Source organism: Phaeobacter sp. JH204B, assembly GCF_048055755.1.
GTDB classification, from domain to species: Bacteria; Pseudomonadota; Alphaproteobacteria; order Rhodobacterales; family Rhodobacteraceae; genus Phaeobacter; species Phaeobacter bryozoorum.
Map to the genome: position 1 here is coordinate 293,611 of NZ_JAYMXF010000026.1, position 22,749 is coordinate 316,359.

The window sequence follows — 22,749 nt, forward strand, 5'->3', positions numbered from 1 at the left end:
CACGTCAAAAGGGCGACCAACGCCCATCCAAGGGAGGGACGTATGACAACAATCATCTCAGCCGGGATCTTGCTGGCCTTTGCGCTGGTGATTTTCTGCGTGATCAAATGGTGGAACATGCGCATCGTCGGGGTCACCCCGGTGCCGCTGTTCACCTTCATCGCTATTCTTTTCACCTCGGGTCTGGATGTGGGGCTGATCATGTTCCCACTCGCCTTCGACTTCCCGCTTTACGCGGATACGGCGACAGAGCCCGCCTATGCCTTCACCAATCCGCTGGCGCTCGAATTTGGCTTCTGGGGCTTCCTGATCTGGGCGTTCTACTTCCTGACCGCCTTCTATTTCTGCGCCATCGAGCCGCGGGTGAAGTTCTTTGAAATCGGCATCGTGAAGCTGCTGAACAATCTGGTGATCATCACCACCTGTGCCTTCACCGGTGCGCTGTTCCTCATCTACATGCCTTATTATATCGCCGAAGTCGGCGACGGTGAGACGGTCATCCCGGCCTTCTATGTGATCTGCTTCCTGGTGATCCTGGCGGCGGCCTATTCCTCGACCGACATCAAATACGTCCGTATCCTGTCGGTGGGTTCGACCTTCCTCTTCTTCGCGCTGATCCTTGGCATGTGGGCCTATGCAGGTATGGGGCTGGGTGAGTTTGTCACCACAGCTGGCAATATCGGCGGCTACTTCGGCAATATCCACAAATTCATCCTGCCGCTGACCGAATACCATGAATTCTACCTGTTCTGGTGGTTTGCATGGTCGATCATGATCGGCCAGTTCACCTCGCGCTTTGTTGGCGGTCTGACCACATGGCAGCTGCTTGCCGCACTTCTGGTGTTCCCGTCGATCCCGCTCGCGGTTTGGTTCTCGGTGCTGTATTTCTACCACCTCAACACCATCCCGACCGCTGGTCTGATCAACTGGTCCATGACCGTCGTTGGCATTCTCTTCGTGATCAACTCGTTTGACTCGCTGATCCGCCTTTACACCGACAACATGAACCTCAGCGCCGAACGTCTGGGCAAGCTGCCTTATGTGCTTGGCAATGCGGTGGCGCTTTTTGCCCTGACCCTGGCCTTCCAGAGCCAGTGGCTGCAGATCCAGTGGGTCGGCACCGTGGTAATCGGCATCTACATCGCCTGCCTGATCTACATCTTCGTGAAGAAGCGTAGCGAAGTTGCAGCGATCACCAGCTCGCCTGAGGAAAACACCCTCGACTTCGATCGTATCAAAACAGCCCACTAAAGACCGGGCGCCCCGGCCCGCCAGATGGCAGGGCCGGGGCCTTTCGCGGCATCGCCGCATTCAGACATCTGACAGGATTGGTTCTTTGTGTCGCGCGCTTCTGGCCCCGCAAAACGCCACCTGTTGCAAGCTATCACCGGGCCCAAGGCCGCATTGCAAAGACAGAGGAGACGTTGGAAAGATGACCGCCCCGAATATCCTGATCGTGATGGTTGACCAGTTGAACGGTACGCTGTTCCCCGACGGTCCCGCCGATTTCCTGCATGCGCCCAATCTCAAAAAACTGGCGGCCCGCTCCACACGTTTCAAGAACGCCTATACTGCCTCGCCTCTATGCGCGCCGGGGCGGGCCTCGTTCATGTCCGGTCAGCTGCCGTCGCGTACCGGTGTCTACGACAATGCCGCTGAGTTCCGCTCCGATATCCCGACCTACGCCCACCACCTGCGCCGCGCGGGCTACTACACCTGCCTGTCCGGCAAAATGCACTTCGTCGGCCCCGATCAGATGCACGGGTTTGAGGACCGCCTGACCACCGATATCTACCCGGCCGATTTCGGCTGGACGCCGGATTATCGCAAACCGGGAGAGCGGATCGACTGGTGGTATCACAATATGGGGTCGGTCACCGGCGCAGGCATCGCCGAGATTTCCAACCAGATGGAATATGACGATGAGGTCGCCTATCACGCCAAGGCCAAGCTCTACGATCTGGCGCGTGGCAAAGATGATCGCCCCTGGGCCCTGACCGTCAGCTTTACCCACCCGCATGACCCCTATGTGGCGCGCCGCAAATATTGGGACCTCTACGAAGATTGCGACCATCTGCTGCCAGAGGTCTCGGCGATGGACTACGCCGACCACGATAACCACTCCAAACGGATTTTTGACGCCAATGACTGGCGCAGCTTTGATATCTCGGAAGAGGATATCAAACGCTCCCGCCGCGCCTATTTCGCCAATATCTCCTACCTCGACGACAAGATCGGTGAGATCCTTGAGGTGCTGGAAACCACACGGCAAGAGGCGATCATCCTTTTTGTCTCTGATCACGGCGACATGCTGGGCGAGCGGGGATTGTGGTTCAAGATGAGCTTTTATGAAGGCTCCTCCCGCGTGCCGCTGATGATCTCGGCACCAAACCTGCCTGCCGGGCTGATCGAGACGCCTGTATCCACATTGGACGTGACCCCAACGCTGGGCGCGCTGGCCGGTGTGGATATGGCAGAGATCGAACCCTGGACAGACGGGCAGAACCTGCTTCCGCTGGCTCTGGGCACGGAGCGCAGCGAACCGGTTGCCATCGAATACGCCGCCGAGGCCTCTTATGCGCCGCTGATCTCGCTGCGCTATGGCAAATGGAAATACAATCGCTGCACGCTGGACCCCGATCAGCTGTTCGATCTGGAGGCGGATCCGCAGGAGCTCAACAATCTGGCCGACGACCCGACCCATGCAGGCACGTTGCAGACCTTGCGCGCCAAGTCCGAGGCCCGCTGGGATCTGGACCGCTTCGACGCTGAGGTACGCGCTAGTCAGGCCCGCCGCTGGGTCGTCTACGAAGCCCTGCGCCAGGGCGGCTATTTCCCCTGGGACTACCAGCCGCTGCAAAAAGCATCCGAACGCTACATGCGCAACCATATGGATCTGAACGACGTTGAGGATGGCAACCGCTTTCCTCGCGGCGAATAGACCACTCACACATACTCCTACGCCAGTTCTTCTGGCCCCAAATATCCCCGCCGGAGGCATAAAATCATGACACACCCCGCACAGCCCAAAGCCAGCCATTTCATCAATGGCGCATATGTCGAAGACACCAGCGGCACCCCGATCCCGGTGATCTATGCCGCCACCGGCGAGCAGATCGCCACGGTCTACGCGGCCACGCCCGCAATCGTCGAACAGGCGCTCTCCACCGCCAAAGCCGCGCAAAAGGCATGGGCCAAGATGACCGGCACCGAGCGCGGCCGCATCCTGCGCCGCGCCGCCGACATCATGCGCGAACGCAACCACGAGCTCAGCGTGCTGGAAACCTACGACACCGGCAAGCCGCTACAGGAGACGCTGGTGGCCGACGCCACCTCCGGCGCCGACGCGCTGGAGTATTTCGGCGGCCTCGCAGGCTCCCTCACCGGCGAGCACATCCCGATGGGCGAAGACTGGGTCTATACCGTGCGCGAGGCGCTGGGCCTCTGCGTCGGCATCGGCGCCTGGAACTACCCGACCCAGATCGCCTGCTGGAAAGGCGCGCCTGCGCTGGCCTGCGGCAACTCGATGGTGTTCAAACCCTCCGAGACCACGCCGCTCTGCGCTCTGAAGGTGGCCGAGATCCTGCATGAGGCGGGCCTTCCCGCGGGCCTCTACAACGTCATCCAGGGCATGGGCGAGGTCGGGGCCGCGCTGGTCACCGACCCGCGCGTCGACAAGGTCTCGCTGACCGGCTCGGTGCCGACCGGCAAGAAGGTCTATGCCGCCGCCGCTGCTGGCATGAAGCACGTCACCATGGAACTGGGCGGCAAGTCGCCGCTGATCATCTTTGACGACGCCGATGTGGAAAACGCCGTCGGCGGCGCCATCAATGGCAACTTCTATTCCTCGGGTCAGGTCTGCTCCAACGGCACCCGCGTGTTCGTGCAGAAGGGCATCAAGGAGAAATTCCTCGCCCGTCTCGCTGAACGCACCGGCAACGCAATCCTCGGCGACCCGATGGATGAGGCCACCAGCTTTGGCCCGATGGTCACCGAAAACCAGATGAACATCGTGCTTGGCTACATCGAGAAGGGCAAAGAAGAGGGCGCCCGCCTGATCTGCGGCGGCAAGCGCGCAGACATGGATGGTTTCTTTGTCGAACCGACCGTCTTTGCCGATGTGACCGACGATATGACCATCGCCCGCGAGGAGATCTTTGGCCCGGTGATGTCGGTCCTCGACTTCGACACCGAGGAAGAGGTGATCGCGCGGGCCAATGACACCGAATTCGGCCTGTCGGCGGGCGTCTTCACCAATGACTTCAGCCGCGCTCACCGGGTGATCGGCCAGCTGGAGGCGGGCAGCTGCTTCATCAACTCCTACAACGACGCGCCGGTCGAGGCGCCGTTTGGCGGCGTGAAGGCCTCCGGTGTGGGGCGAGAGAACTCGAAAGAGGCGATCAAGCACTTCAGCCAGGTGAAATCGGTCTACGTCCGCATGGGCGACGTCGAAGCGGCGTTCTGATTGCCCTTTTGGGCAACGCCCACCCACCCGCCCCGTTGCCCAAAAGGGCAAGAGGGAAGGGGATGCTGAGGGCGCTTCGCGTCCTCGGCGGACCACAACAATGATGAGGCAGATTCGGGGTGCCTCAAGGACAGGCCGCGCCATGGCGCGGTGCCACAGGCATCCTTGACCCAACCCGGATCCGCAATGGAGAGACGCAATGAACGCGGATTATGTGATTGTCGGTGCCGGCTCTGCCGGCTGTGCCATGGCTTACCGCCTGTCCGAGGCAGGAAAATCGGTTCTGGTGATCGAACATGGCGGCAGTGATGCCGGACCGTTCATCCAGATGCCGGGGGCGCTGAGCTACCCGATGAATATGTCGATGTACGACTGGGGCTACAAATCGCAGCCGGAACCGCATCTGGGGGGTCGCGAGCTGGTCTGCCCGCGCGGCAAGGTGATCGGCGGTTCCTCCTCGATCAACGGCATGGTCTATGTGCGCGGCCACGCAGGCGATTACAACCACTGGGCCGAGACCGGGGCGACAGGCTGGTCCTATGCCGACGTGCTGCCCTATTTCAAACGTATGGAAACCTGGGACGATCGCGGCCATGGCGGCGATGCGGACTGGCGCGGCACCGACGGCCCGCTGCATGTGACCCGTGGCCCCCGCGACAACCCGCTGCACGCGGCTTTTGTAAAGGCGGGCGAACAGGCCGGCTATCCGGTGACCGAGGATTACAACGGCGAGCAGCAGGAAGGCTTCGGTCCGATGGAAATGACCGTCTACAAGGGTCAGCGCTGGTCCGCCGCCAATGCCTATCTGAAGCCCGCGCTGAAGCGTGACAATTGCGATCTGATCCGCGCCTTTGCCCGCAAGGTTGTCATTGAAGAAGGGCGCGCCGTCGGCGTCGAGGTCGAGCGCGGCGGCAAGATCGAGGTGATCCGCGCCAACGCCGAGGTCATTCTTGCGGCCTCCTCGCTGAACTCGCCCAAACTGCTGATGCTCTCGGGCATCGGTCCGGCCAAACATCTGGCCGAGCATGGCATCGACGTTGTTGTCGACCGTCCCGGCGTGGGCCAGAACCTGCAGGACCATCTGGAATTCTATTTCCAGTTCGCCTCCAAACAGCCGATTACCCTGTTCAAATACTGGAACCTGCTTGGCAAGGCGATGGTGGGGGCGCAGTGGCTGTTCACCAAAACCGGTCTGGGCGCTTCCAACCAGTTCGAAAGCGCCGCCTTCATCCGCTCGGACAAGGGCGTCGATTACCCGGATATCCAGTACCACTTCCTGCCCATCGCGGTGCGCTATGATGGTCAGGCCGCAGCCGAGGGCCACGGTTTTCAGGCCCATGTCGGCCCGATGCGCTCGGACTCGCGCGGTGAGGTCACGCTGGCTTCCAGCAATCCCAAGGATGCGCCAAAAATCCTGTTCAACTACATGTCGACCGAGAAGGACTGGGAGGATTTCCGCAAATGTATCCGCCTGACCCGCGAGGTATTTGCACAGGATGCGATGAAGCCGTTCGTGAAATATGAAATCCAGCCCGGCGATGGGCTGCAATCGGATGACGAGCTGAACGGCTTTATCCGCGAACATGTCGAAAGCGCCTATCACCCCTGCGGCACCTGCAAGATGGGCGCGGTGGAGGATCCGATGGCGGTGGTTGATCCCGAATGCCGCGTCATCGGCGTCGAGGGGCTGCGCGTCGCCGACAGTTCGATCTTCCCACGCATCACCAACGGCAACCTCAACGGCCCCTCGATCATGACCGGCGAGAAAGCCTCCGACCACATTCTCGGCCGCCGCCTGCCGTCGTCAAACGCGCAGGCCTGGTTCAACCCGAATTGGCAAACCTCCCAGCGCTGAACAGCCGGGGGATAGCCCTGAAACGCCCGCCGCACCCCGTTGCGCGGGCGTTTTTTAGTCGGACGAAGTTGCCGGTTTGATCCGCGTCAAAGTGGGCAGGGGCAGGGCTGGCTAAGGTCCGTCTGACGCTGAAAAATCAAGGAGCGAGCAGATGTCCAATACCCCCCACGAACTGGCCGAAGAATTTCCCGACAAGCAGCCGCAGATCCATGCGCTGAAGCAATCGGACGCCCATTTTGCCAAGCTTGCGGACAGCTATCACGCGGTGAACCGCGCGGTGCATCGCGCCGAAACCAATGTCGAGCCGATGTCCGAAACTGCCGAAGCCGACCTGCGCAAACAGCGCGCCGCCCTTAAGGATGAGATCTGGGGCTTGTTGTCAAAGGCGTAAGAAACCCAGCCAACAACAGCAAAGAGGGGCGCCGCCGGTGCCCCTCTTTTCCTGTCACCCGCGCGATTATTCCTGCGATATCATGCCGAAGATCGGGGCCGAGATATCGCTCAGCCCATTTCTTCCTGACATTCGATTGCCGCTTCAAGCGCCTTGTAACTCCCGGTGAGGTCAATCGACATGACTTCGCCCTCGGTCGTGTAGAGCGTCATCGTCTGTTTGATCGCGAGGTCGAACAGGAAATCGGGGTTGTCAAAGGCGATATCCGCCCCGGGCACATCCTCAAGATAGATGCCCGTCGCATCGGCATCATAATCCTGACCGTCAAGCGAGAAGAGAACCGGATAGGAGGCCCCTTCCTCGATGTCGCCCCAGCCCATGTTGAAGGCAGTGACATAGCCCGTGCCTTCGGTGCGGTCAAAACCGATGCGGACAACGGATCCATCGGTGAATTCCGACTGGATCAGGCAGCCGTCGCCCAGTGAGGGATCAATCAGAACATCCCAGTAATCAGAGGCCCCCCATTGCTCCAGTGTCTGGGCACCGACCGCGTTGGTATGGACCGCACCGATCAACAAGAAACTGGCGGCAATAGCTGGGATTTTCATGTGGTTACTCTCTTTTCCGGGGGACACTCGTATCTGGCTGCCGAGCTTGGAGGCTCGCCCCTGTTTCTGCAAGAAACTTTTCTGCCGGGGCGCTCAGGTCCTGCTGGGCACCGCGGCTGGGTGTTCCGCATCCTTTCAGCTCACCTCATAAGGCAGCACGCCGCGCTGGTCGGTGTTGATGCTCAGCCGCCGTTCCAGCGGTGGCACCGATCGCTGATGGCAATCGCGTCGTTCGCAGATCCGGCAGGAGATGCCAATCGGCTCATAGGCGCTGTCCTGACTCACATCCAGCGTATCGGCATAGACCAGAGCGTCGGCATGGCGCACCTCGCAGCCCAGGGCAATCGCGTAGCGCCGGACGGGAGAGCCAAAGGAACCGCCCGGTTTCGACACATCCCGCGCCAATGAGATATAGCGCACCCCGTCCGGCGTCTCCGCCAGCTGCCGCAGGAACCGGCCCGGCGTCTCAAAGGCGCGGTGCACATTCCACAGCGGGCAGGCGCCGCCAAACCGTGCAAATTGCAGCCGCGTGGCCGAGTGCCGCTTGGTGATGGTGCCCGCCTGATCAACCCGGACAAAGAAGAACGGCACCCCCTTGGCGCCGGGGCGCTGCAATGTGGACAGGCGATGCGCCACCTGTTCGATCGAGGCGCCAAAGCGGGTGGCGAGCAGCTCCAGATCGTGGCGGCAGTCCACGGCGGCATCCAGAAACTGCCGGTAGGGCATCATCGCGGCCCCGGCGAAATAGTTGGCGAGGCCGATCTTGGCGATCGAGCGGGCCGCCTCGCTGTGAAACTTGGCAAAGTCCAGCGTGGCCTCCAGCAGGTCGTTCTGATGCAGCAGCGCCACCTGCAACAGCAACTGGAACAGCTGCGTCTGCGGTGAGGCACGGTTGGACAACCGCAGCACCTTGCCTGCCGGATCAAACTTTCGCAGCCCGTCGATATCGCCGAAAACCACGCTGATCCCGGCCTGATCCAATGCGGCGATGGCGGCGCTGCGGGCGTCTAGCCTGCCACTGAAATTCTCTGCCGCGCGATCCACCGCATCAATGTAGTTGTCACAATAATGGAAGAAATCGCGCACCTCTTCCCAGGGCGAAGCCTGAATGCGCGCATCCTCGCGCCCCAGCGCCTCATCCAGCGAGGCCAGCCGCTCATGGGTCTGACGGTAGGCGCGATGCAGCGTCAGCAGCGCGCGCGCCAGCGCCGGCGCGTTGGAAGCCGTCAGCCGCAGATCCGCCATTGGTACTGCCGCATCGGCAAAAACCGGGTCGGCCATCACCTCTCGCATGTCGCTGACCAGTCGTTCGCTGTCACCGGTGGACAGCTCGGTGACATCCAGCCCGAATTCCTGCGCCAGCGCCAGAACCACGGTCGTGGAAACCGGGCGGTTGTTGTTTTCCATCTGGTTGAGATAGGGCAGGGAGACCCCCAGCTTGGCGGCGAACTCCTTTTGCGTCAGCGACAGACGCAGCCGCATTTCCCGCAGCTTGGCTCCGGCATAGAGTTTCTGTTGCGCCATGGGTGTCCCCTTTGCAAATATTGGATGTTGCAACTGTAGAATTGCAAATCATGCGGTGCAAGAGCGGCACGCCCATCGGACGCGCTGGCGGGGAAAGTGCAAGGTGATGATGGGAGGGCGTTATGCGAACACCCGAACCGGGCAGGGCGGCGCTAATGCCGCTCAGATCCCGAGGTTTTTCTCGCGGCGGATCACCACCTGGATCGACACAAAGCCCAGAACGGCGGTGGCCAGCATGATGGTCAGCAGCGGCACCGGCGTCGATCCCGGCACCAACAGGTAGCCCGCATAGGCGCTAAGCCCGGCGCCAACGCCAATCATGATCGCACCGGCAAGCCCTGAGGCAGTGCCCGCAAGATGGGGCCGCACCGAAATCGCACCGGCGGTGGCATTGGGGATCGCCATGCCGTTGCCCAGCCCGACAAAGGTCATGAAGCCAAAGAAGGAATAGACGCTGTCGGCACCCGCCAGCGCCAGTGTGAGCGACAGCGCCACGCCGATGCCGTTGATCAGACAGCCCCAGAGCACCATCCGATTGAGCCCGATCCGGGTCGAATAGCGACCGGACAGGAAATTGCCGATGAAATACCCCACGGCCGGCGAGGCAAAATAGACCCCAAGCTCGGCAGCAGACAGACCATAGACCTGTGTGCCGACAAAAGGCGCGCCGCCCAGATAGGCAAAAAACGCGCCCGACGACAGGCCCGAGGCCAGCGAATAGCCCCAGAACCGCGGCGACCGCAGCAGCTCGGGATATTCGCGGAACTGCGCCATCAGGGTCTTGCCGCTCTTGCGGGCGGTTTCGCCAAGGTCGAGATAGGCAATCGCGAATGTTGCCGCCCCCAGCACCATCAGCAGCCAGAAATTGGCTTTCCAGCCGAGGGTCTCTTCCAGCGCGCCACCGATCACCGGGCCGATCATCGGCACCACCGCCATGCCCATGGTGACATAGCCGATCATGCTGGCGGCGGCATCATTGTCGTAGATGTCGCGCACGGCGGCACGGCTCAGCACCATGGCAGAGGCGACAATCGCCTGACACATCCGAAACAGCAGAAAGATCTCCGCCGTCGGCGCATAAAGACAGCCCAGCGTCGCCAGCAAGAACAGCGCCACGCCCCACAGGATGACCGGGCGGCGCCCCAGCTTGTCGGAAATCGGCCCGACAAAAATCTGCACCGCCGCGCTGACGGCAAGGTACAGCGCGACCGACAACTGCATCAGGCTGTAATCGGCATCAAAATATCGGGCCATCCCGGGCAGGGAGGGCAGAAAGATATTCATCGCCAGCGCCGACAGCCCAGAGAGCAGGATCAGCGTGCCGATATTGGGGTTGGACCGACGGTCCAGAAATCGCCGCGGAATGGTTCGCATGTGAACGAATTAGGTCACACCGCGGCGATTGTCCATAATGCGCAGCCTCAGACCAGCAGATCGTCGCTGATCTGATCCAGGGTCATATTGCGCAGCGTGACGCTGTTGTTGCCATCAAGGTCGAAGTATAGATCGTCGCCCACCTCGCTGGCGCGGGCGAGCACCTCGGCTCTGCTGCCGTGGCCGACGATGCGCAGCGTGTCGATATCGTCCTGAAAGTCGCGGATGGTATCATTGCCGCCATTGCGGGCAAAGATGAAGATATCGGCGCCGCTGTTGCCCACCAGACGATCATTGCCGCCAGCGCCGTTCAGGCGGTCATTGCCGCCGCCACCGATGAGCAGGTCAATCCCGCTGTTGCCGTTCAAGGCATCATTGCCGCCATCGCCGCGCAGGGTGTCCCGTCCGCCGCCACCGACCAGCCGGTTGTTGGCGTCATTACCGATGATCAAATCCCGGCCTCGCCCGCCGATGGCGTTCTCGATGGTGACGCCATGGGCAATTGTCACATCGCTTTCGGTGTCAAAGCTCGAGAAATGCATCTCGCGCAGATCCAGTGTCACCGCCGTGCTGCGGTCGCTGGCGTTGAAGGTGTCGCGGCCACCGGTGTCCCAGATCACATCCACGGTGTCGGTGCGCGATCCGCGATAGGTAGAGTTGCCGGTGTTGTAATCGACGGCACCCCAGATGTCCTGCAGCGCCAGCACGTCAAACAGCATCATCGCATCGCTGTCCTGACCGTTCAGCGGGTTTTCGCGGTAGGACATCACCGAATAGAGGTTGCTGTCATAGCCTTCGGGCAGGCTTGAATCATGGGTGTGCTGAAGACCAAGAGCATGTCCCAGTTCATGCAGGATCAGGCTTTCACGGTTGTCCTGTGACATATCCAGGGTGTTGTCAAAAACCGCATAGCCGTCCCAGCTGCTGATATCACTGCCGCGAAAGCTCATGCTGTAGCCGCCGATCCCGACCGTGCTGCCGGGGATGGTGACGGAGCCGAGGTTCAGGTCGGGATCAGCCGCGCCCCGCACCTCGACAAAATCGACGTTCAGGAAGGTTTCGATATGATCGAAAGCCTCGGCAAAGGCAGCCCGTTCCGCGGCGCTGAAACTCTGCCAGCCGGAATATGTGCTGCCGGTCGGCAGATCGCCGGGCGCGGAGCTGCCCGCGAATTGATAGGTGATGGTCAGCCGGGGGGCGTTATCCGTGTTGATCGGATTGCGGGTGTAGAACCCGTCGAACTGCATGGCCTGTATGATCTGGGAAGGGTGTAACATGGGGGGTGTTCCGTCTCCGTTGCTCGGCCCCGGTGATACGAGCACATCGGTCAGCACATCAAGAACACCCGCCGCTTCGGCGGTTTCTGCGCGGTTCTGTGCCTGTTTGCAAATTAGCGCATCTGTTACGCAAATGCTTTGCAAATTTGCCATTATTGACTTTGGCTTCTCCTGTGCAGCGTCTATGGTCGCCTGAAATTCAACAGGGGGCATGGCCATGAAAGATATCCTTTCCGAGCTGGAAGACCGTCGCAACGCAGCGCGACTGGGGGGCGGACAAAAGCGGATCGACGCTCAGCATGGGCGCGGTAAACTGACCGCGCGCGAGCGGATCGAGCTGCTGTTGGACGAGGGCAGTTTCGAAGAATTCGACATGTTCGTGGCGCATCGCTGCACCGATTTCGGCATGGAAAAACAGCGCCCGGCGGGCGATGGCGTGGTTACCGGCTGGGGCACCATCAATGGCCGGATGGTCTATGTCTTCAGCCAGGATTTCACGGTGTTCGGCGGCTCTCTGTCGGAAACCCACGCGCAAAAGATCTGCAAGATCATGGATATGGCGGTGCAGAATGGCGCGCCGGTCATTGGCATCAACGATTCCGGTGGCGCCCGTATTCAGGAAGGTGTCGCCTCGCTTGCGGGCTACGCCGAGGTGTTCCAGCGCAACATCATGGCTTCGGGCGTGGTGCCGCAGATTTCCGTCATCATGGGCCCCTGTGCCGGCGGCGCGGTCTACTCGCCCGCGATGACCGATTTCATCTTCATGGTGAAGGACACATCCTACATGTTCGTGACCGGCCCCGACGTGGTGAAGACCGTCACCAACGAGGTCGTCACCGCCGAGGAGCTGGGCGGCGCCTCGACCCACACAAAGAAGTCCTCGGTGGCTGATGGCGCCTTTGAAAACGACGTCGAAGCCTTGGCGGAGGTCCGCCGGCTGGTCGACTTCCTGCCACTGAACAATCGCGAAAAACCGCCGGTTCGCCCCTTCTTTGATGAGCCGGGCCGCGTCGAAGCCTCGCTCGATACGCTGATTCCAGAGAATCCCAACACGCCCTACGACATGAAGGAGCTGATTCACAAAGTCGCGGACGAGGGGGATTTCTACGAAATTCAGGAAGATTTCGCCAAGAACATCATCACCGGCTTTATCCGCCTTGAAGGGCAGACCGTGGGTGTTGTTGCCAACCAGCCGATGGTGCTGGCGGGCTGTCTCGATATCGATTCCAGCCGCAAGGCGGCGCGGTTCGTGCGCTTCTGCGACTGTTTCGAGATCCCGATCCTGACGCTGGTTGATGTGCCGGGCTTCCTGCCTGGGACCAGCCAGGAATATGGCGGCGTCATCAAACATGGGGCAAAGCTGCTGTTTGCCTATGGCGAGGCGACGGTGCCGAAGGTTACCGTGATCACCCGCAAGGCCTATGGCGGCGCCTATGACGTGATGGCCTCCAAACATCTGCGTGGCGATTTCAACTACGCCTGGCCGACGGCGGAGATCGCCGTGATGGGGGCCAAGGGTGCGACCGAAATCATCCACCGCGCTGATCTGGCGGATGCCGACAAGATTGCCGAGCACACGAAGGATTACGAAGAACGCTTTGCCAATCCCTTTGTGGCGGCGGAACGCGGCTTCATCGACGAGGTGATCATGCCGCAATCCACCCGCAAACGCGTCAGCCGTGCCTTTGCGTCGCTGCGGGGCAAGCAGCTCAAAAACCCGTGGAAGAAACACGACAATATCCCGCTGTAACACCCGGACCCGTTCCGGATTTCCTGACCCAGACCCTTGCGGCCAAAGGTAAATATCGCCTTGGTTGCGAGGGGTGATGAGGATACAACTCAGATGTCAGCGCCTGCCTATGCCGCGATCTGCCGCCACCCCGATGGCAAAAGCCTGTTGGAAATCAGCGGGCTGGAACCAATCGCCGGCATATCGGGTGGATTGTTCGCAAAATGCGATCAATTTGAACAATCTCAGATGTTTGCGCCCACATTTGTATCTTTGTTTGACACCGGAACCGAATCTGACACATGATCCGCGCCAGCTCATATCGGACAGCGCGCACCGCGTGTGCAGCGCCTGCAGCCCCGACAGGAGGAGCCCATCGTTTTTGGGGTCGGGGCTGCGGTATTGGGCCTGCCATCAAATCTGCCGTGACGGCCTCCGGGGTCTCGGTTCTGCTTGCCCTTGGCGCGGCTGCGCAGGCCGGATCGCTGCCGATTGATCTGCCATCGGGGCAGGAGGTCGATCTGCATGAGGTTCTTCTGGACGACAGCACCGGCGAGCTTTGGGTGCGCTTTCGCTTTCTTGCGCCGCAGATTGCCCGCGACGCGGCGCTGATCAGCTATGAACAGGCCGCCCCGGATATGGATCACCTGTGCCAGACCCTGGTTTTGGCCTATCTGCACCAGCATGGGCTGGAGCCGGTCCGGGTGGTGATCTCGCTGTCGGACCGCGAAGTGCCCTTTGGGGCGGCGGATGCGGCGGCGACACAGTTCTTTGAAAGCTACCGCCCCGAGGGTGACAGCTGCATCTGGGAGGCATTCTGATGATCTGTTGTCTGCCCCGCGGGCTGCGGGCCGCTACAGCCCGGCAGCTGCCGCCGGTTCTGGTGTCCCCCGGTGTCACAAAGACGCCGATGCAGGCTGAAAACTGGCGCTTTTTTGCAGCTTTGCCCGCCGAAGTGTCGTCGGATCCGGCTTTGGGATGTGAAACCCCGCGCATCTCCGCTACTCTCTCGTCAGATCACATGAGCGTGATCTGTTATTTGAGGATGAGGCAGGCGCCGGCCGTGGCCCGCGCAGGTTTCAAAGACACAATTGGGAGACAGAAATGTCCAAGAGCATCAAACTCGTTGCCCTGGCGGGCCTGCTTGCAGCCGCCGCAGCCTGCGCACAGCAGGAAGAAGAATACGTCGTTGTCGAGCCCGAGCCGATTTCGGCTGAGCCCGTTTACACCGGCAAATACAAGTAATCACGACAGGGGTCCGGCCCTGCGGCCGGACTCTACCGTCCCGCGGGGTGCCGGATCGGAGGCACCATCATGCTAAAACACCGCGGTTTCCCCGGCCGTCTGCCGGGCACCGATTTTCAATTCGTCATCCGCCGTCCCAACCCCAAGGGGGTTACGCCGATCACCCGTCGCGAACGGTTCCGCGACCGTCGCCCGGCAGACCGGCGCGCCGATGCGGGCTTCATGCAGGCGCTGTGGGACTGCTTTGGCGATCAGCCCTTTGAACGTGGTAATCTGGATGCAGGTCGTCTGAGCTGGCTGTTCGGCCGCGAAGTGATCCCGGCCGAGGACCCGTTTGATCCCGAAAGCTATGAGGCGCTGCTGGTCATCAATGTCGATGTTGCCCAGCTGTCCTTTCCCGAAGTCTTCGACGGGAGCGCGCGCTGAGATGTTTGCCGGGCCCGACCATATCGCTGTGCAGAGCTGTCGTCGCCTCGCGCGACCGCCGCGCAGTGGCTGTGATCGGGCCCCGGCGAATCTCTTGACCCTGCGCGATGTGGCGAGCCCCGCGGCAAACCCGGCCGCAGGGAGGGTCAGATCGCGGGGCGGTGACACTATATGCGGCGCGAGCCGGGCATTCCGGGCCGATTTCGGCGTAATCCTGCAGGGCAGATCCCGGTTTGCGCAACTTCTCGCCAAATTGGCGTGTTTTGCAACTCAGGGGATGTTTCTGTGGCGCGGGCTGTGCACTCTGGTCGTGACAGGTCAGCCTGTCGTGCATCTGATCCAGCCCCTTCGCCTGGAAGGGCAGGTTTGCCCCCCCAATCGCGGCCTGCCCATTTTTTCCTTGGATGCAAAGGCGGAAGCTTGCCAATTGCCCCCCAGTGTTTGGCAGGCTTCTGCGCATTCCCCTGATCCGCAACAGAAATCCTTGTTTGCTCTGGACCGTGCTGCGAACAGTTGCGCAGAGCTTGGATCACAAAACGAAGGATCATTCCAATGCAGGCAAAACTCATTCTTGCGGCTTTTGGCCTCTGCACCGCGCTTGCGGCCTGTGGCGACACCACCGGCGAACAGGTTGTTTACGGGGCCGGTGCCGGTGCCGTCGGCTCGGCGCTGCTCAACGGCAACCTGGTCACAGGCGCCGCTGTTGGTGCTGCGGCCAACGTCATCTACTGCAAGGAAAATCCGCGCAAGTGCTAGGCCTGCCGGTGGCGCCGCAGGCACGCGCCTGTATCGCCGCAGCCATGCCCTGACAGCAACGCCGTCTGACCGCCTCGCCGCAGGGGCAGTGGCCGCGCGCCACATATATATCACCGCACAAAGGCCGCACCCGGAGTCCCCTCCGGCGCGGCCTTTTTTGTGTTCTGACGAAGCCAAGACCGTGACGGGGCAGGGCTCCGTCACCCACCGAAGACAAGGGACAGCCAATGTTTGAAAAGATCCTGATTGCCAACCGGGGCGAAATCGCCTGCCGGGTCATCAAGACCGCCCGCAAGATGGGCATCAAGACCGTTGCCATCTACTCGGACGCCGACAAGCAGGCCCTGCATGTCGAAATGGCTGATGAAGCTGTCCACATCGGCCCGCCGCCCGCCAACCAGTCCTATATCGTCATCGACAAGGTGATGGAGGCAATCCGCAAAACCGGTGCGCAGGCGGTGCATCCGGGCTATGGCTTCCTGTCGGAAAACGCCAAATTCGCCGAGGCGCTGGCCGCCGAAGGCGTCGCCTTTGTCGGCCCGCCGGTGGGCGCCATCGAAAGCATGGGTGACAAGATCACCTCGAAGAAGATCGCGCAGGAGGCTGGCGTCTCCACCGTGCCCGGCTACATGGGCCTGATTGCCGACGCTGACGAGGCGGTGAAAATCTCCAACGAGATCGGCTATCCGGTGATGATCAAGGCCTCTGCCGGTGGTGGTGGCAAGGGGATGCGGATCGCCTGGTCCGATGAGGAGGCCCGCGAAGGGTTCCAATCCTCCAAGAACGAGGCGGCGAACTCCTTTGGCGACGACCGGATCTTCATCGAGAAATTCGTCACCCAGCCGCGCCATATCGAAATTCAGGTGCTCTGCGACGGCCATGGCAATGGCATTTATCTGGGCGAGCGCGAATGCTCGATCCAGCGCCGCAACCAGAAAGTCGTCGAAGAGGCGCCGTCGCCCTTCCTCGATGAGGACACCCGCCGCGCCATGGGCGAACAGGCCGTTGCCCTGGCCAAGGCGGTGGGCTACGCCTCCGCTGGCACGGTGGAATTCATCGTCGATGGCGACAAGAATTTCTACTTCCTGGAAATGAACACCCGCCTTCAGGTCGAACACCCGGTCACCGAGCTGATCACCGGTGTCGATCTGGTCGAACAGATGATCCGCATTGCCGACGGTGAGCCGCTGTCGATCACCCAGAACGACGTCAAACTGAACGGCTGGGCCATCGAAAACCGCCTCTATGCCGAAGATCCCTATCGGGGTTTCCTGCCCTCCATCGGGCGCCTGACCCGCTATCGTCCGCCCGCCGAAGTCGCCGCAGGCCCGCTGCATGACAGCGGCAAATGGCAGGGCGACGCCCCTGCGGGCGAACTCGCCGTGCGCAATGACACCGGCGTCTTCGAGGGCGGCGAGATCTCGATGTATTATGACCCGATGATTGCCAAGCTCTGCACCTGGGGGCCGACACGCGAGGCGGCGATTGCCGCCATGCGCGATGCGCTTGACGGCTTCGAGGTTGAAGGCATCGGTCACAACCTGCCGTTCCTCAGCGCGGTGATGGATCACCCGATCTTTATCGCGGGCACCATGACCACCGCCTTTATCGAGGAGCAATATCCCGAAGGGTTCGTCGGGGTGGAGCTGCCGGAGCAGGATCTGCGCAAGATCGCCGCCGCCTCTGCCGCCATGCACCGGGTTGCCGAAATCCGCCGTACCCGCGTGTCGGGCCGGATGGACAACCACGAACGCAAGGTTGGCAGCGACTGGGTGGTCTCGCTTCAGGGCATGGATTTCAACGTCATCATCGACGCTGACCGCGACGGCTCCACCGTGCGGTTTGACGATGGCAGCACCCTGCGCGTCACCTCGGACTGGACCCCCGGCGATCAGCTCGCCCGGCTGACGGTTGGCGGTGATGCTCTGGTGGTGAAGGTCGGCAAGATCTCCGGCGGGTTCCGCATCCGCTCGCGCGGGGCCGATCTGAAGGTTCATGTGCGCACGCCACGACAGGCGGAACTGGCCAAGCTGATGCCCGAGAAAGTCGCCCCCGACACCTCCAAACTGCTGCTCTGCCCGATGCCGGGTCTGGTGGTGAAACTGGAGGTCGAAGTCGGCGACGAGGTTCAGGAAGGTCAGGCGCTCTGCACCATCGAGGCGATGAAGATGGAGAACATCCTGCGCGCCGAGCGGAAAGGCGTCGTCAGCATGATCAACGCCGCCGCCGGTGACAGCCTCGCCGTTGACGAAGTGATCATGGAATTCGAATAACACCAGATGATGTTGGTGCAGCCATATCGCAAACTGGCGCGTGTCGCCTGTCTGGCGCTGGTCCTTTCGGGGCTGGCGGGCTGTGCCATGCAAGATGAGGCGGCGGCCCGTGCCGCCGTCGGCGACTGGGTGCAGCTGGGGGAGACACAGTATTACTTCTCCCGCCGCAACTGCGCCGCAGGCGTGTTCGAAATCAAGGCCACCCGGATTTCATCGCTGCTGACCAAGGCACGGTCGGTCCGGGCGGGGCTGCGTCATCTCGATGACGACAAACCCGTCGCCTTTGAGGTGCCCGGACTGTCGCCCAATATGGTTTCGGTTCAGGTGATGACGATGGATCAGGGGCGCGGCAATGGCATCTTTGCCGCCGGGATCGTCGGCAAGGACTGCATGTTGGAGGAGGTGAGCCGCGCCTATCTGATCGCGCTGCTCGATCCGACATCGGTGTTGATCTATGAGCCACGCGCCCGGTTTATGGCGGTGGTGGACCGCACCAACAGGCGTCTGTTCTACGCGCAGGGCGGGGCGGTGTGATGGGCCTGCGATCTGCCACCCAGCCGCTGCGGGACGCGGCCCCGGATCCCGGCGCGTTTCATCGCGCGGGTGCGGGGCGCGGTGCATCGGCGGCGGCTCAGCTGCCGCGCCGTTCCTTCACCTCGCGCAGCCGGTCGGGGAATTTGTCGATCGTCCGGCTCAGCTCGCGCACGGTCCAGGGCTGCGGCTTGCGCAGTTTGACGCCGCCGTCCTTGCCGATCAGAACCAGCATGAACCCGCGCGGCCGCAGTGTTTTGCGCAGCGCAGACGTCACGCTTGGATCGGTATCGGTCAGCACGATGACATCGCGATCCAGCAGCGCCTCGGCGCCGTCGGTCAGCCGCTCCATCTGCTCGTGGAACCGCGGATCGGCAGGGCTGTCGGCAAAGACCACGATGGGGCGGTATACCCACAGGAGACTGTCCAGATCGACGCTGTCACCGGCACGGATCAGCTGGGTGATCGGATCCTGCGCCAGGTTTTCTGCGGTCTGCGGCAGCTCCTGCGCGGCGCTGGCGGGATCGGTGCCTTCGACCATCATCGTTGCGGTCTCACCGCGCGCGCCATCTGCGGCCTCGGTTGTTGCAGGCTCCTGCGCCATGGCCGGGCCGGGCAGCGCCAGCAGCAGCGCCAACGCGGCGCCCGCAGCTGGGACTGCGGGCCAAAATCGGGTTTTTCCAAAGACAAACAACTGTTTCATCGGCTCTCCTGTAGCGATGAATATATGCTCCGCCCCGCCAATTGCGATGGGCAATCCGGCTTGCCGGGCAAAAAAATCCACCCCGCACTTCGGGGCCAAAGCCGCCGTTAACCCTATTGTCAGCCTGCCCATGTCATCCTCCCGGCCTCTGCAAACCGGGCTGTCCGCCTCGCGCGGCGCCACCAACGGGACGGGACCGGCTATGGATATCATGCTGCACATCGGCGCACATCGCTGCGCTACGGGATATTTTCAGGGCTTTCTTGCCCATCATGAAACGGCGCTGCGCCGTGACGGGCTGGCGGTCTGGGGACCGGCCCAGACCCGCGACGGGCTGTTCCACGGCATCCATCCCGGCCCGGCCCCGGTAACAGGCCGTGACCTGGCAACCCGCGCCCGTGGTCGTCTGCGCCTGCGCCTCGCGACCGAGGCCGCCAGCGGCAGCACGCGGCTGCTGATCAGCGACGCCAATATGATGGGCAGTCCCAATGACCTGCTGCAACAGAGCCAGCTATATGGCAGCATCGGCGTGCGTATGGCGCGGTTCGATGCCGCCTTTGACGGGCAGGTGCGCGATGTGATGCTGAACCTGCGCAGCCCGGAGCGGTTCTGGACCTCGCTGCTGACCGGGATGGTGACCAATGGCCACCCGTTGCCCTCGGCCGCGCTGCTGGGGCGGATCGCTGCCCATCCGCGCAGCTGGCGCGATGTGATCACCGATATTGCCTGCGCCATGCCCAATGCCCGCATCCGGGTGCTGCCCTATGAAACCTATGGCGACCGGCCAGAGGTGCAGATGGCGCTGCTGACCGGGACGCGGCTGGCGCGGTTCTCCTGTTCGGATCGACTCAACCGCTCCGACGGGCTGCCGACCCTGCGGCATCGCCTGTCGGCAGCCGTCGCCCGCGACCTGCCACGCGGCGAGGGCCGCTGGACCCCGTTTTCCGACATTCAATCCGCAGCGCTGCGCGAGCGCTACGCCGATGATCTGATGTGGCTGCAAGGCGGCGCGGACGGTCTGGCAGAGCTGATGCGTGACCCTGACAAACATGCGGTGGGCTCGAACCCGCCCTCATACGACCTGACAAGAGGAACTTCCGATGACGACCAAAACCGACGATTGGCGGGCTCTGGCTGAAAAAGAGCTGCGCGGACGCACGCTGGACGCGCTGACCTGGAATACGCTGGAAGGCATTGATGTAAAACCGCTTTATACTGAGGCCGACAGCAAGGATCTGCCTCATATGGGCACGCTGCCCGGCTTTGGACCCTTTACCCGGGGCGTGAAGGCCACGATGTACGCAGGCCGCCCCTGGACCATCCGCCAATATGCGGGCTTCTCCACGGCTGAGGAATCCAACGCTTTCTACCGCCGCAACCTCGCGGCCGGGCAGCAGGGCGTTTCGGTGGCCTTCGACCTTGCCACCCACCGCGGCTATGACAGCGACCACCCCCGCGTGATGGGCGATGTCGGCAAGGCCGGTGTGGCCATCGACAGCGTTGAGGATATGAAAATCCTGTTTGATGGCATCCCGCTGGATCAGGTCTCGGTCTCGATGACGATGAACGGCGCAGTGATCCCGATCCTGGCCAGCTTTATCGTCGCGGGCGAAGAGCAGGGCCATGACAAGGCGCTGCTGGCAGGCACCATTCAGAACGATATCCTGAAGGAGTTCATGGTCCGCAACACCTATATCTATCCGCCGGAACCCTCGATGCGGATCATCTCGGACATCATCGAATATACCTCGAACGAGATGCCGAAATTCAATTCCATCTCCATTTCCGGCTATCACATGCAGGAAGCCGGCGCCAATCTGGTGCAGGAGCTGGCCTATACGCTGGCGGACGGTCGCGAATATGTCCGCGCCGCGATTGAGGCAGGCATGGATGTTGACAAATTCGCAGGCCGCCTGAGCTTCTTCTTTGCGATTGGCATGAATTTCTTCATGGAAATCGCCAAACTGCGCGCCGCCCGCACGCTTTGGCACCGGGTGATGACCGACTTTGGCGCCAAATCCGACCGCTCCAAGATGCTGCGCACCCATTGCCAGACCTCGGGCGTGTCCTTGCAGGAGCAGGATCCCTACAACAACGTGATCCGCACCGCCTATGAGGCGATGTCGGCGGTGCTGGGCGGCACGCAGTCGCTGCACACCAACGCGCTGGACGAAGCCATCGCGCTGCCCACCGATTTCTCTGCCCGCATCGCCCGCAACACCCAGCTGGTGCTGCAGGAGGAAACCGGCGTCACCAATGTGGTCGATCCGCTGGCTGGCTCCTACTATGTCGAAAGCCTCACCAATGAGCTGATCGAGAAAGCCTGGGCGCTGATGGAAGAGGTCGAGGAGATGGGCGGCATGACCAAGGCCGTGGCCTCCGGCATGCCGAAACTGCGCATCGAGGAAAGCGCGGCCCGTCGTCAGGCGATGATCGACCGGGGCGAAGAGGTGATCGTCGGGGTCAACAAATACCGCAAGGAAAAGGAAGATCCGATCGACATTCTGGATGTCGACAACGTCAAGGTGCGCGACAGCCAGATCGCCCGGCTGGAACAGATCCGCGCCAGCCGCGACAGCGCCGCCTGCGAGGCCGCGCTGGACAATCTGACCCGCGTCGCAAAGGAAGGTGGCAACCTTCTGGCCGCCGCCGTCGAAGCCGCCCGCGCGCGGGCCTCAGTCGGAGAGATCTCCATGGCAATGGAAAAGGAATTCGGCCGTCACAGCGCCGAGGTCAAGACCCTGGCCGGTGTCTATGGCGCCGCCTATGAGGGCGACGAAGGCTTTGCCGCCATTCAGAAATCCATCGAAGACTTTGCCGAGGCAGAGGGCCGTCGCCCGCGTCTTCTGGTGGTCAAGATGGGGCAGGACGGTCACGACCGGGGAGCCAAGGTGATCGCCACCGCCTTTGCCGATATCGGCTTTGACGTTGACGTCGGCCCGCTGTTCCAGACCCCGGAAGAGGCCGCACAGGACGCCATCGACAATGACGTCCATGTGGTCGGGATTTCGTCGCAGGCCGCAGGGCACAAGACGCTGGCCCCGCAGCTGGTGCAGGAGCTGAAGGCGCAGGGCGCCGAGGATATCATCGTGATTTGTGGCGGGGTGATCCCGCAGCAGGATTACCAGTTCCTCTATGACAATGGCGTCAAGGCGATCTTTGGCCCCGGCACCAATATTCCCGAAGCGGCGCAGGACATCCTGAAGCTGATCCGCCAGGGTGGGTAACCGGCGCGGCTGATCAGGACCGCCGGCATTTGCGGCCCGGCAAGGGCGGCGCTGCGGCCTGACCGCCTTGCCCATGCTCATAAGCGCTCCCGCGCCCGCCGGGGGCCTTTGCCCGATGGGCAAATCCCCCCTTGCGGCCTTGGGCGCGGCAGCCAGCCTGTCCGGCTGGCTGCCGACATCGCGCGATGCGCGATGCCATGCCCAACGGGCGCGGGGGCGTCTGTGACGCCGACGACGACGGGCGGGAGAGCTGCTGCCTCCCATCTGTGCCCGGATGTTGGGCAGCCACCTGCCGTGACATCGCCAGTGTTGGGGGCGCCCGCACGTGGTTCCAACATTGCCGCTTGCACCCCGGCGGCGGGTGG

19 protein-coding genes are annotated in these 22,749 nt (G+C 62.1%); 14 read left to right on the top strand and 5 right to left on the bottom strand.

Annotated elements, in window-relative coordinates:
• The first annotated feature begins 42 nt into the window (after positions 1-42).
• From VXL81_RS15460 to VXL81_RS15480, 5 genes are all read left to right on the top strand, one after another.
• Positions 43-1,251: a BCCT family transporter gene (locus VXL81_RS15460; RefSeq protein WP_416554998.1), complete on the top strand. Its 1,209-nt coding sequence runs from the start codon at positions 43-45 to the stop codon at positions 1,249-1,251.
• 181 nt (positions 1,252-1,432) lie between these two features.
• Entirely contained in the window at positions 1,433-2,941 is a 1,509-nt protein-coding gene (gene betC / locus VXL81_RS15465; RefSeq protein WP_416555000.1) for a choline-sulfatase, read from the top strand.
• A gap of 66 nt (positions 2,942-3,007) precedes the next feature.
• On the top strand, positions 3,008-4,465 hold the full coding sequence (betB, locus tag VXL81_RS15470) for a betaine-aldehyde dehydrogenase (protein WP_416555002.1): 1,458 nt from the start codon (positions 3,008-3,010) through the stop codon (positions 4,463-4,465).
• Positions 4,466-4,664: 199 nt separating this feature from the next.
• Positions 4,665-6,320 carry a choline dehydrogenase gene (betA, locus tag VXL81_RS15475; protein WP_416541380.1) on the top strand — a complete coding sequence of 552 codons (1,656 nt, stop codon included), beginning with the start codon at positions 4,665-4,667 and terminating at the stop codon, positions 6,318-6,320.
• 151 nt (positions 6,321-6,471) lie between these two features.
• Positions 6,472-6,711, top strand: a complete 240-nt coding sequence (locus VXL81_RS15480; RefSeq protein ID WP_416555004.1) for a YdcH family protein — start codon at positions 6,472-6,474, stop codon at positions 6,709-6,711.
• A gap of 110 nt (positions 6,712-6,821) precedes the next feature.
• On the opposite strand, the gene VXL81_RS15485 is transcribed toward VXL81_RS15480, so the two are convergent.
• The 4 genes from VXL81_RS15485 to VXL81_RS15500 all read right to left on the bottom strand — a co-directional run bounded on the left by VXL81_RS15485 (position 6,822) and on the right by VXL81_RS15500 (position 11,494).
• Complete coding sequence (locus VXL81_RS15485; RefSeq protein ID WP_340546040.1) at positions 6,822-7,319, bottom strand: hypothetical protein; 498 nt, start codon at positions 7,317-7,319, stop codon at positions 6,822-6,824.
• 135 nt (positions 7,320-7,454) lie between these two features.
• On the bottom strand, positions 7,455-8,843 hold the full coding sequence (locus VXL81_RS15490; protein WP_340546039.1) for a helix-turn-helix domain-containing protein: 1,389 nt from the start codon (positions 8,841-8,843) through the stop codon (positions 7,455-7,457).
• Between the two features lie 162 nt (positions 8,844-9,005).
• Positions 9,006-10,217: a multidrug effflux MFS transporter gene (locus VXL81_RS15495; protein WP_340546038.1), complete on the bottom strand. Its 1,212-nt coding sequence runs from the start codon at positions 10,215-10,217 to the stop codon at positions 9,006-9,008.
• A gap of 47 nt (positions 10,218-10,264) precedes the next feature.
• Positions 10,265-11,494 carry a M10 family metallopeptidase gene (locus tag VXL81_RS15500; protein WP_416539039.1) on the bottom strand — a complete coding sequence of 410 codons (1,230 nt, stop codon included), beginning with the start codon at positions 11,492-11,494 and terminating at the stop codon, positions 10,265-10,267.
• Between the two features lie 217 nt (positions 11,495-11,711).
• On the opposite strand from VXL81_RS15500, the gene VXL81_RS15505 reads away from it, so the two are divergent.
• From VXL81_RS15505 to VXL81_RS15535, 7 genes are all read left to right on the top strand, one after another.
• Entirely contained in the window at positions 11,712-13,244 is a 1,533-nt protein-coding gene (locus tag VXL81_RS15505; RefSeq protein ID WP_416535113.1) for an acyl-CoA carboxylase subunit beta, read from the top strand.
• Between the two features lie 404 nt (positions 13,245-13,648).
• Positions 13,649-14,044, top strand: coding sequence for a DUF6497 family protein (locus VXL81_RS15510; RefSeq protein WP_260104883.1), 396 nt, complete (start codon positions 13,649-13,651; stop codon positions 14,042-14,044).
• 283 nt (positions 14,045-14,327) lie between these two features.
• The gene (locus VXL81_RS15515) at positions 14,328-14,468 is read left to right on the top strand and encodes a hypothetical protein (protein ID WP_014880466.1); all 141 of its coding nucleotides are present in this window, start codon (positions 14,328-14,330) and stop codon (positions 14,466-14,468) included.
• A gap of 69 nt (positions 14,469-14,537) precedes the next feature.
• Positions 14,538-14,894 (top strand): hypothetical protein, encoded by a 357-nt coding sequence (locus VXL81_RS15520; RefSeq protein ID WP_416535115.1) that lies wholly within the window; start codon positions 14,538-14,540, stop codon positions 14,892-14,894.
• A gap of 552 nt (positions 14,895-15,446) precedes the next feature.
• The gene (locus VXL81_RS15525) at positions 15,447-15,650 is read left to right on the top strand and encodes a hypothetical protein (protein ID WP_340546034.1); all 204 of its coding nucleotides are present in this window, start codon (positions 15,447-15,449) and stop codon (positions 15,648-15,650) included.
• Between the two features lie 227 nt (positions 15,651-15,877).
• Positions 15,878-17,923 carry an acetyl-CoA carboxylase biotin carboxylase subunit gene (locus VXL81_RS15530; protein ID WP_416555006.1) on the top strand — a complete coding sequence of 682 codons (2,046 nt, stop codon included), beginning with the start codon at positions 15,878-15,880 and terminating at the stop codon, positions 17,921-17,923.
• Between the two features lie 9 nt (positions 17,924-17,932).
• Positions 17,933-18,457, top strand: coding sequence for a hypothetical protein (locus tag VXL81_RS15535; protein WP_340546335.1), 525 nt, complete (start codon positions 17,933-17,935; stop codon positions 18,455-18,457).
• Between the two features lie 97 nt (positions 18,458-18,554).
• Here VXL81_RS15535 and VXL81_RS15540 read toward each other — a convergent pair whose 3' ends face one another.
• Positions 18,555-19,157 carry a DUF4174 domain-containing protein gene (locus tag VXL81_RS15540; protein ID WP_374015580.1) on the bottom strand — a complete coding sequence of 201 codons (603 nt, stop codon included), beginning with the start codon at positions 19,155-19,157 and terminating at the stop codon, positions 18,555-18,557.
• A 202-nt stretch (positions 19,158-19,359) separates the two neighbouring features.
• On the opposite strand from VXL81_RS15540, the gene VXL81_RS15545 reads away from it, so the two are divergent.
• The gene (locus VXL81_RS15545; protein ID WP_416555008.1) at positions 19,360-20,295 is read left to right on the top strand and encodes a hypothetical protein; all 936 of its coding nucleotides are present in this window, start codon (positions 19,360-19,362) and stop codon (positions 20,293-20,295) included.
• Positions 20,258-22,384: a methylmalonyl-CoA mutase gene (gene scpA / locus VXL81_RS15550; RefSeq protein WP_340546031.1), complete on the top strand. Its 2,127-nt coding sequence runs from the start codon at positions 20,258-20,260 to the stop codon at positions 22,382-22,384. The genes VXL81_RS15545 and scpA overlap by 38 nt, the downstream gene beginning before the upstream one ends.
• Positions 22,385-22,749: the final 365 nt, after the last annotated feature.

Bases quoted from the DNA above. Each gene is read 5' to 3' on its own strand.
- VXL81_RS15495 (WP_340546038.1), bottom strand. From the start codon at position 10,217: ATGCGAACCATTCCGCGGCGATTTCTGGACCGTCGGTCCAACCCCAAT.
- betB (WP_416555002.1), top strand. From the start codon at position 3,008: ATGACACACCCCGCACAGCCCAAAGCCAGCCATTTCATCAATGGCGCA.
- VXL81_RS15515 (WP_014880466.1), top strand. From the start codon at position 14,328: ATGTCCAAGAGCATCAAACTCGTTGCCCTGGCGGGCCTGCTTGCAGCC.
- betC (WP_416555000.1), top strand. From the start codon at position 1,433: ATGACCGCCCCGAATATCCTGATCGTGATGGTTGACCAGTTGAACGGT.
- VXL81_RS15490 (WP_340546039.1), bottom strand. From the start codon at position 8,843: ATGGCGCAACAGAAACTCTATGCCGGAGCCAAGCTGCGGGAAATGCGG.
- VXL81_RS15535 (WP_340546335.1), top strand. From the start codon at position 17,933: ATGTTGGTGCAGCCATATCGCAAACTGGCGCGTGTCGCCTGTCTGGCG.
- betA (WP_416541380.1), top strand. From the start codon at position 4,665: ATGAACGCGGATTATGTGATTGTCGGTGCCGGCTCTGCCGGCTGTGCC.
- VXL81_RS15520 (WP_416535115.1), top strand. From the start codon at position 14,538: ATGCTAAAACACCGCGGTTTCCCCGGCCGTCTGCCGGGCACCGATTTT.
- VXL81_RS15530 (WP_416555006.1), top strand. From the start codon at position 15,878: ATGTTTGAAAAGATCCTGATTGCCAACCGGGGCGAAATCGCCTGCCGG.
- VXL81_RS15545 (WP_416555008.1), top strand. From the start codon at position 19,360: ATGGATATCATGCTGCACATCGGCGCACATCGCTGCGCTACGGGATAT.
- VXL81_RS15500 (WP_416539039.1), bottom strand. From the start codon at position 11,494: ATGTTACACCCTTCCCAGATCATACAGGCCATGCAGTTCGACGGGTTC.
- VXL81_RS15480 (WP_416555004.1), top strand. From the start codon at position 6,472: ATGTCCAATACCCCCCACGAACTGGCCGAAGAATTTCCCGACAAGCAG.
- VXL81_RS15540 (WP_374015580.1), bottom strand. From the start codon at position 19,157: ATGAAACAGTTGTTTGTCTTTGGAAAAACCCGATTTTGGCCCGCAGTC.
- VXL81_RS15485 (WP_340546040.1), bottom strand. From the start codon at position 7,319: ATGAAAATCCCAGCTATTGCCGCCAGTTTCTTGTTGATCGGTGCGGTC.
- VXL81_RS15525 (WP_340546034.1), top strand. From the start codon at position 15,447: ATGCAGGCAAAACTCATTCTTGCGGCTTTTGGCCTCTGCACCGCGCTT.
- scpA (WP_340546031.1), top strand. From the start codon at position 20,258: ATGACGACCAAAACCGACGATTGGCGGGCTCTGGCTGAAAAAGAGCTG.
- VXL81_RS15505 (WP_416535113.1), top strand. From the start codon at position 11,712: ATGAAAGATATCCTTTCCGAGCTGGAAGACCGTCGCAACGCAGCGCGA.
- VXL81_RS15460 (WP_416554998.1), top strand. From the start codon at position 43: ATGACAACAATCATCTCAGCCGGGATCTTGCTGGCCTTTGCGCTGGTG.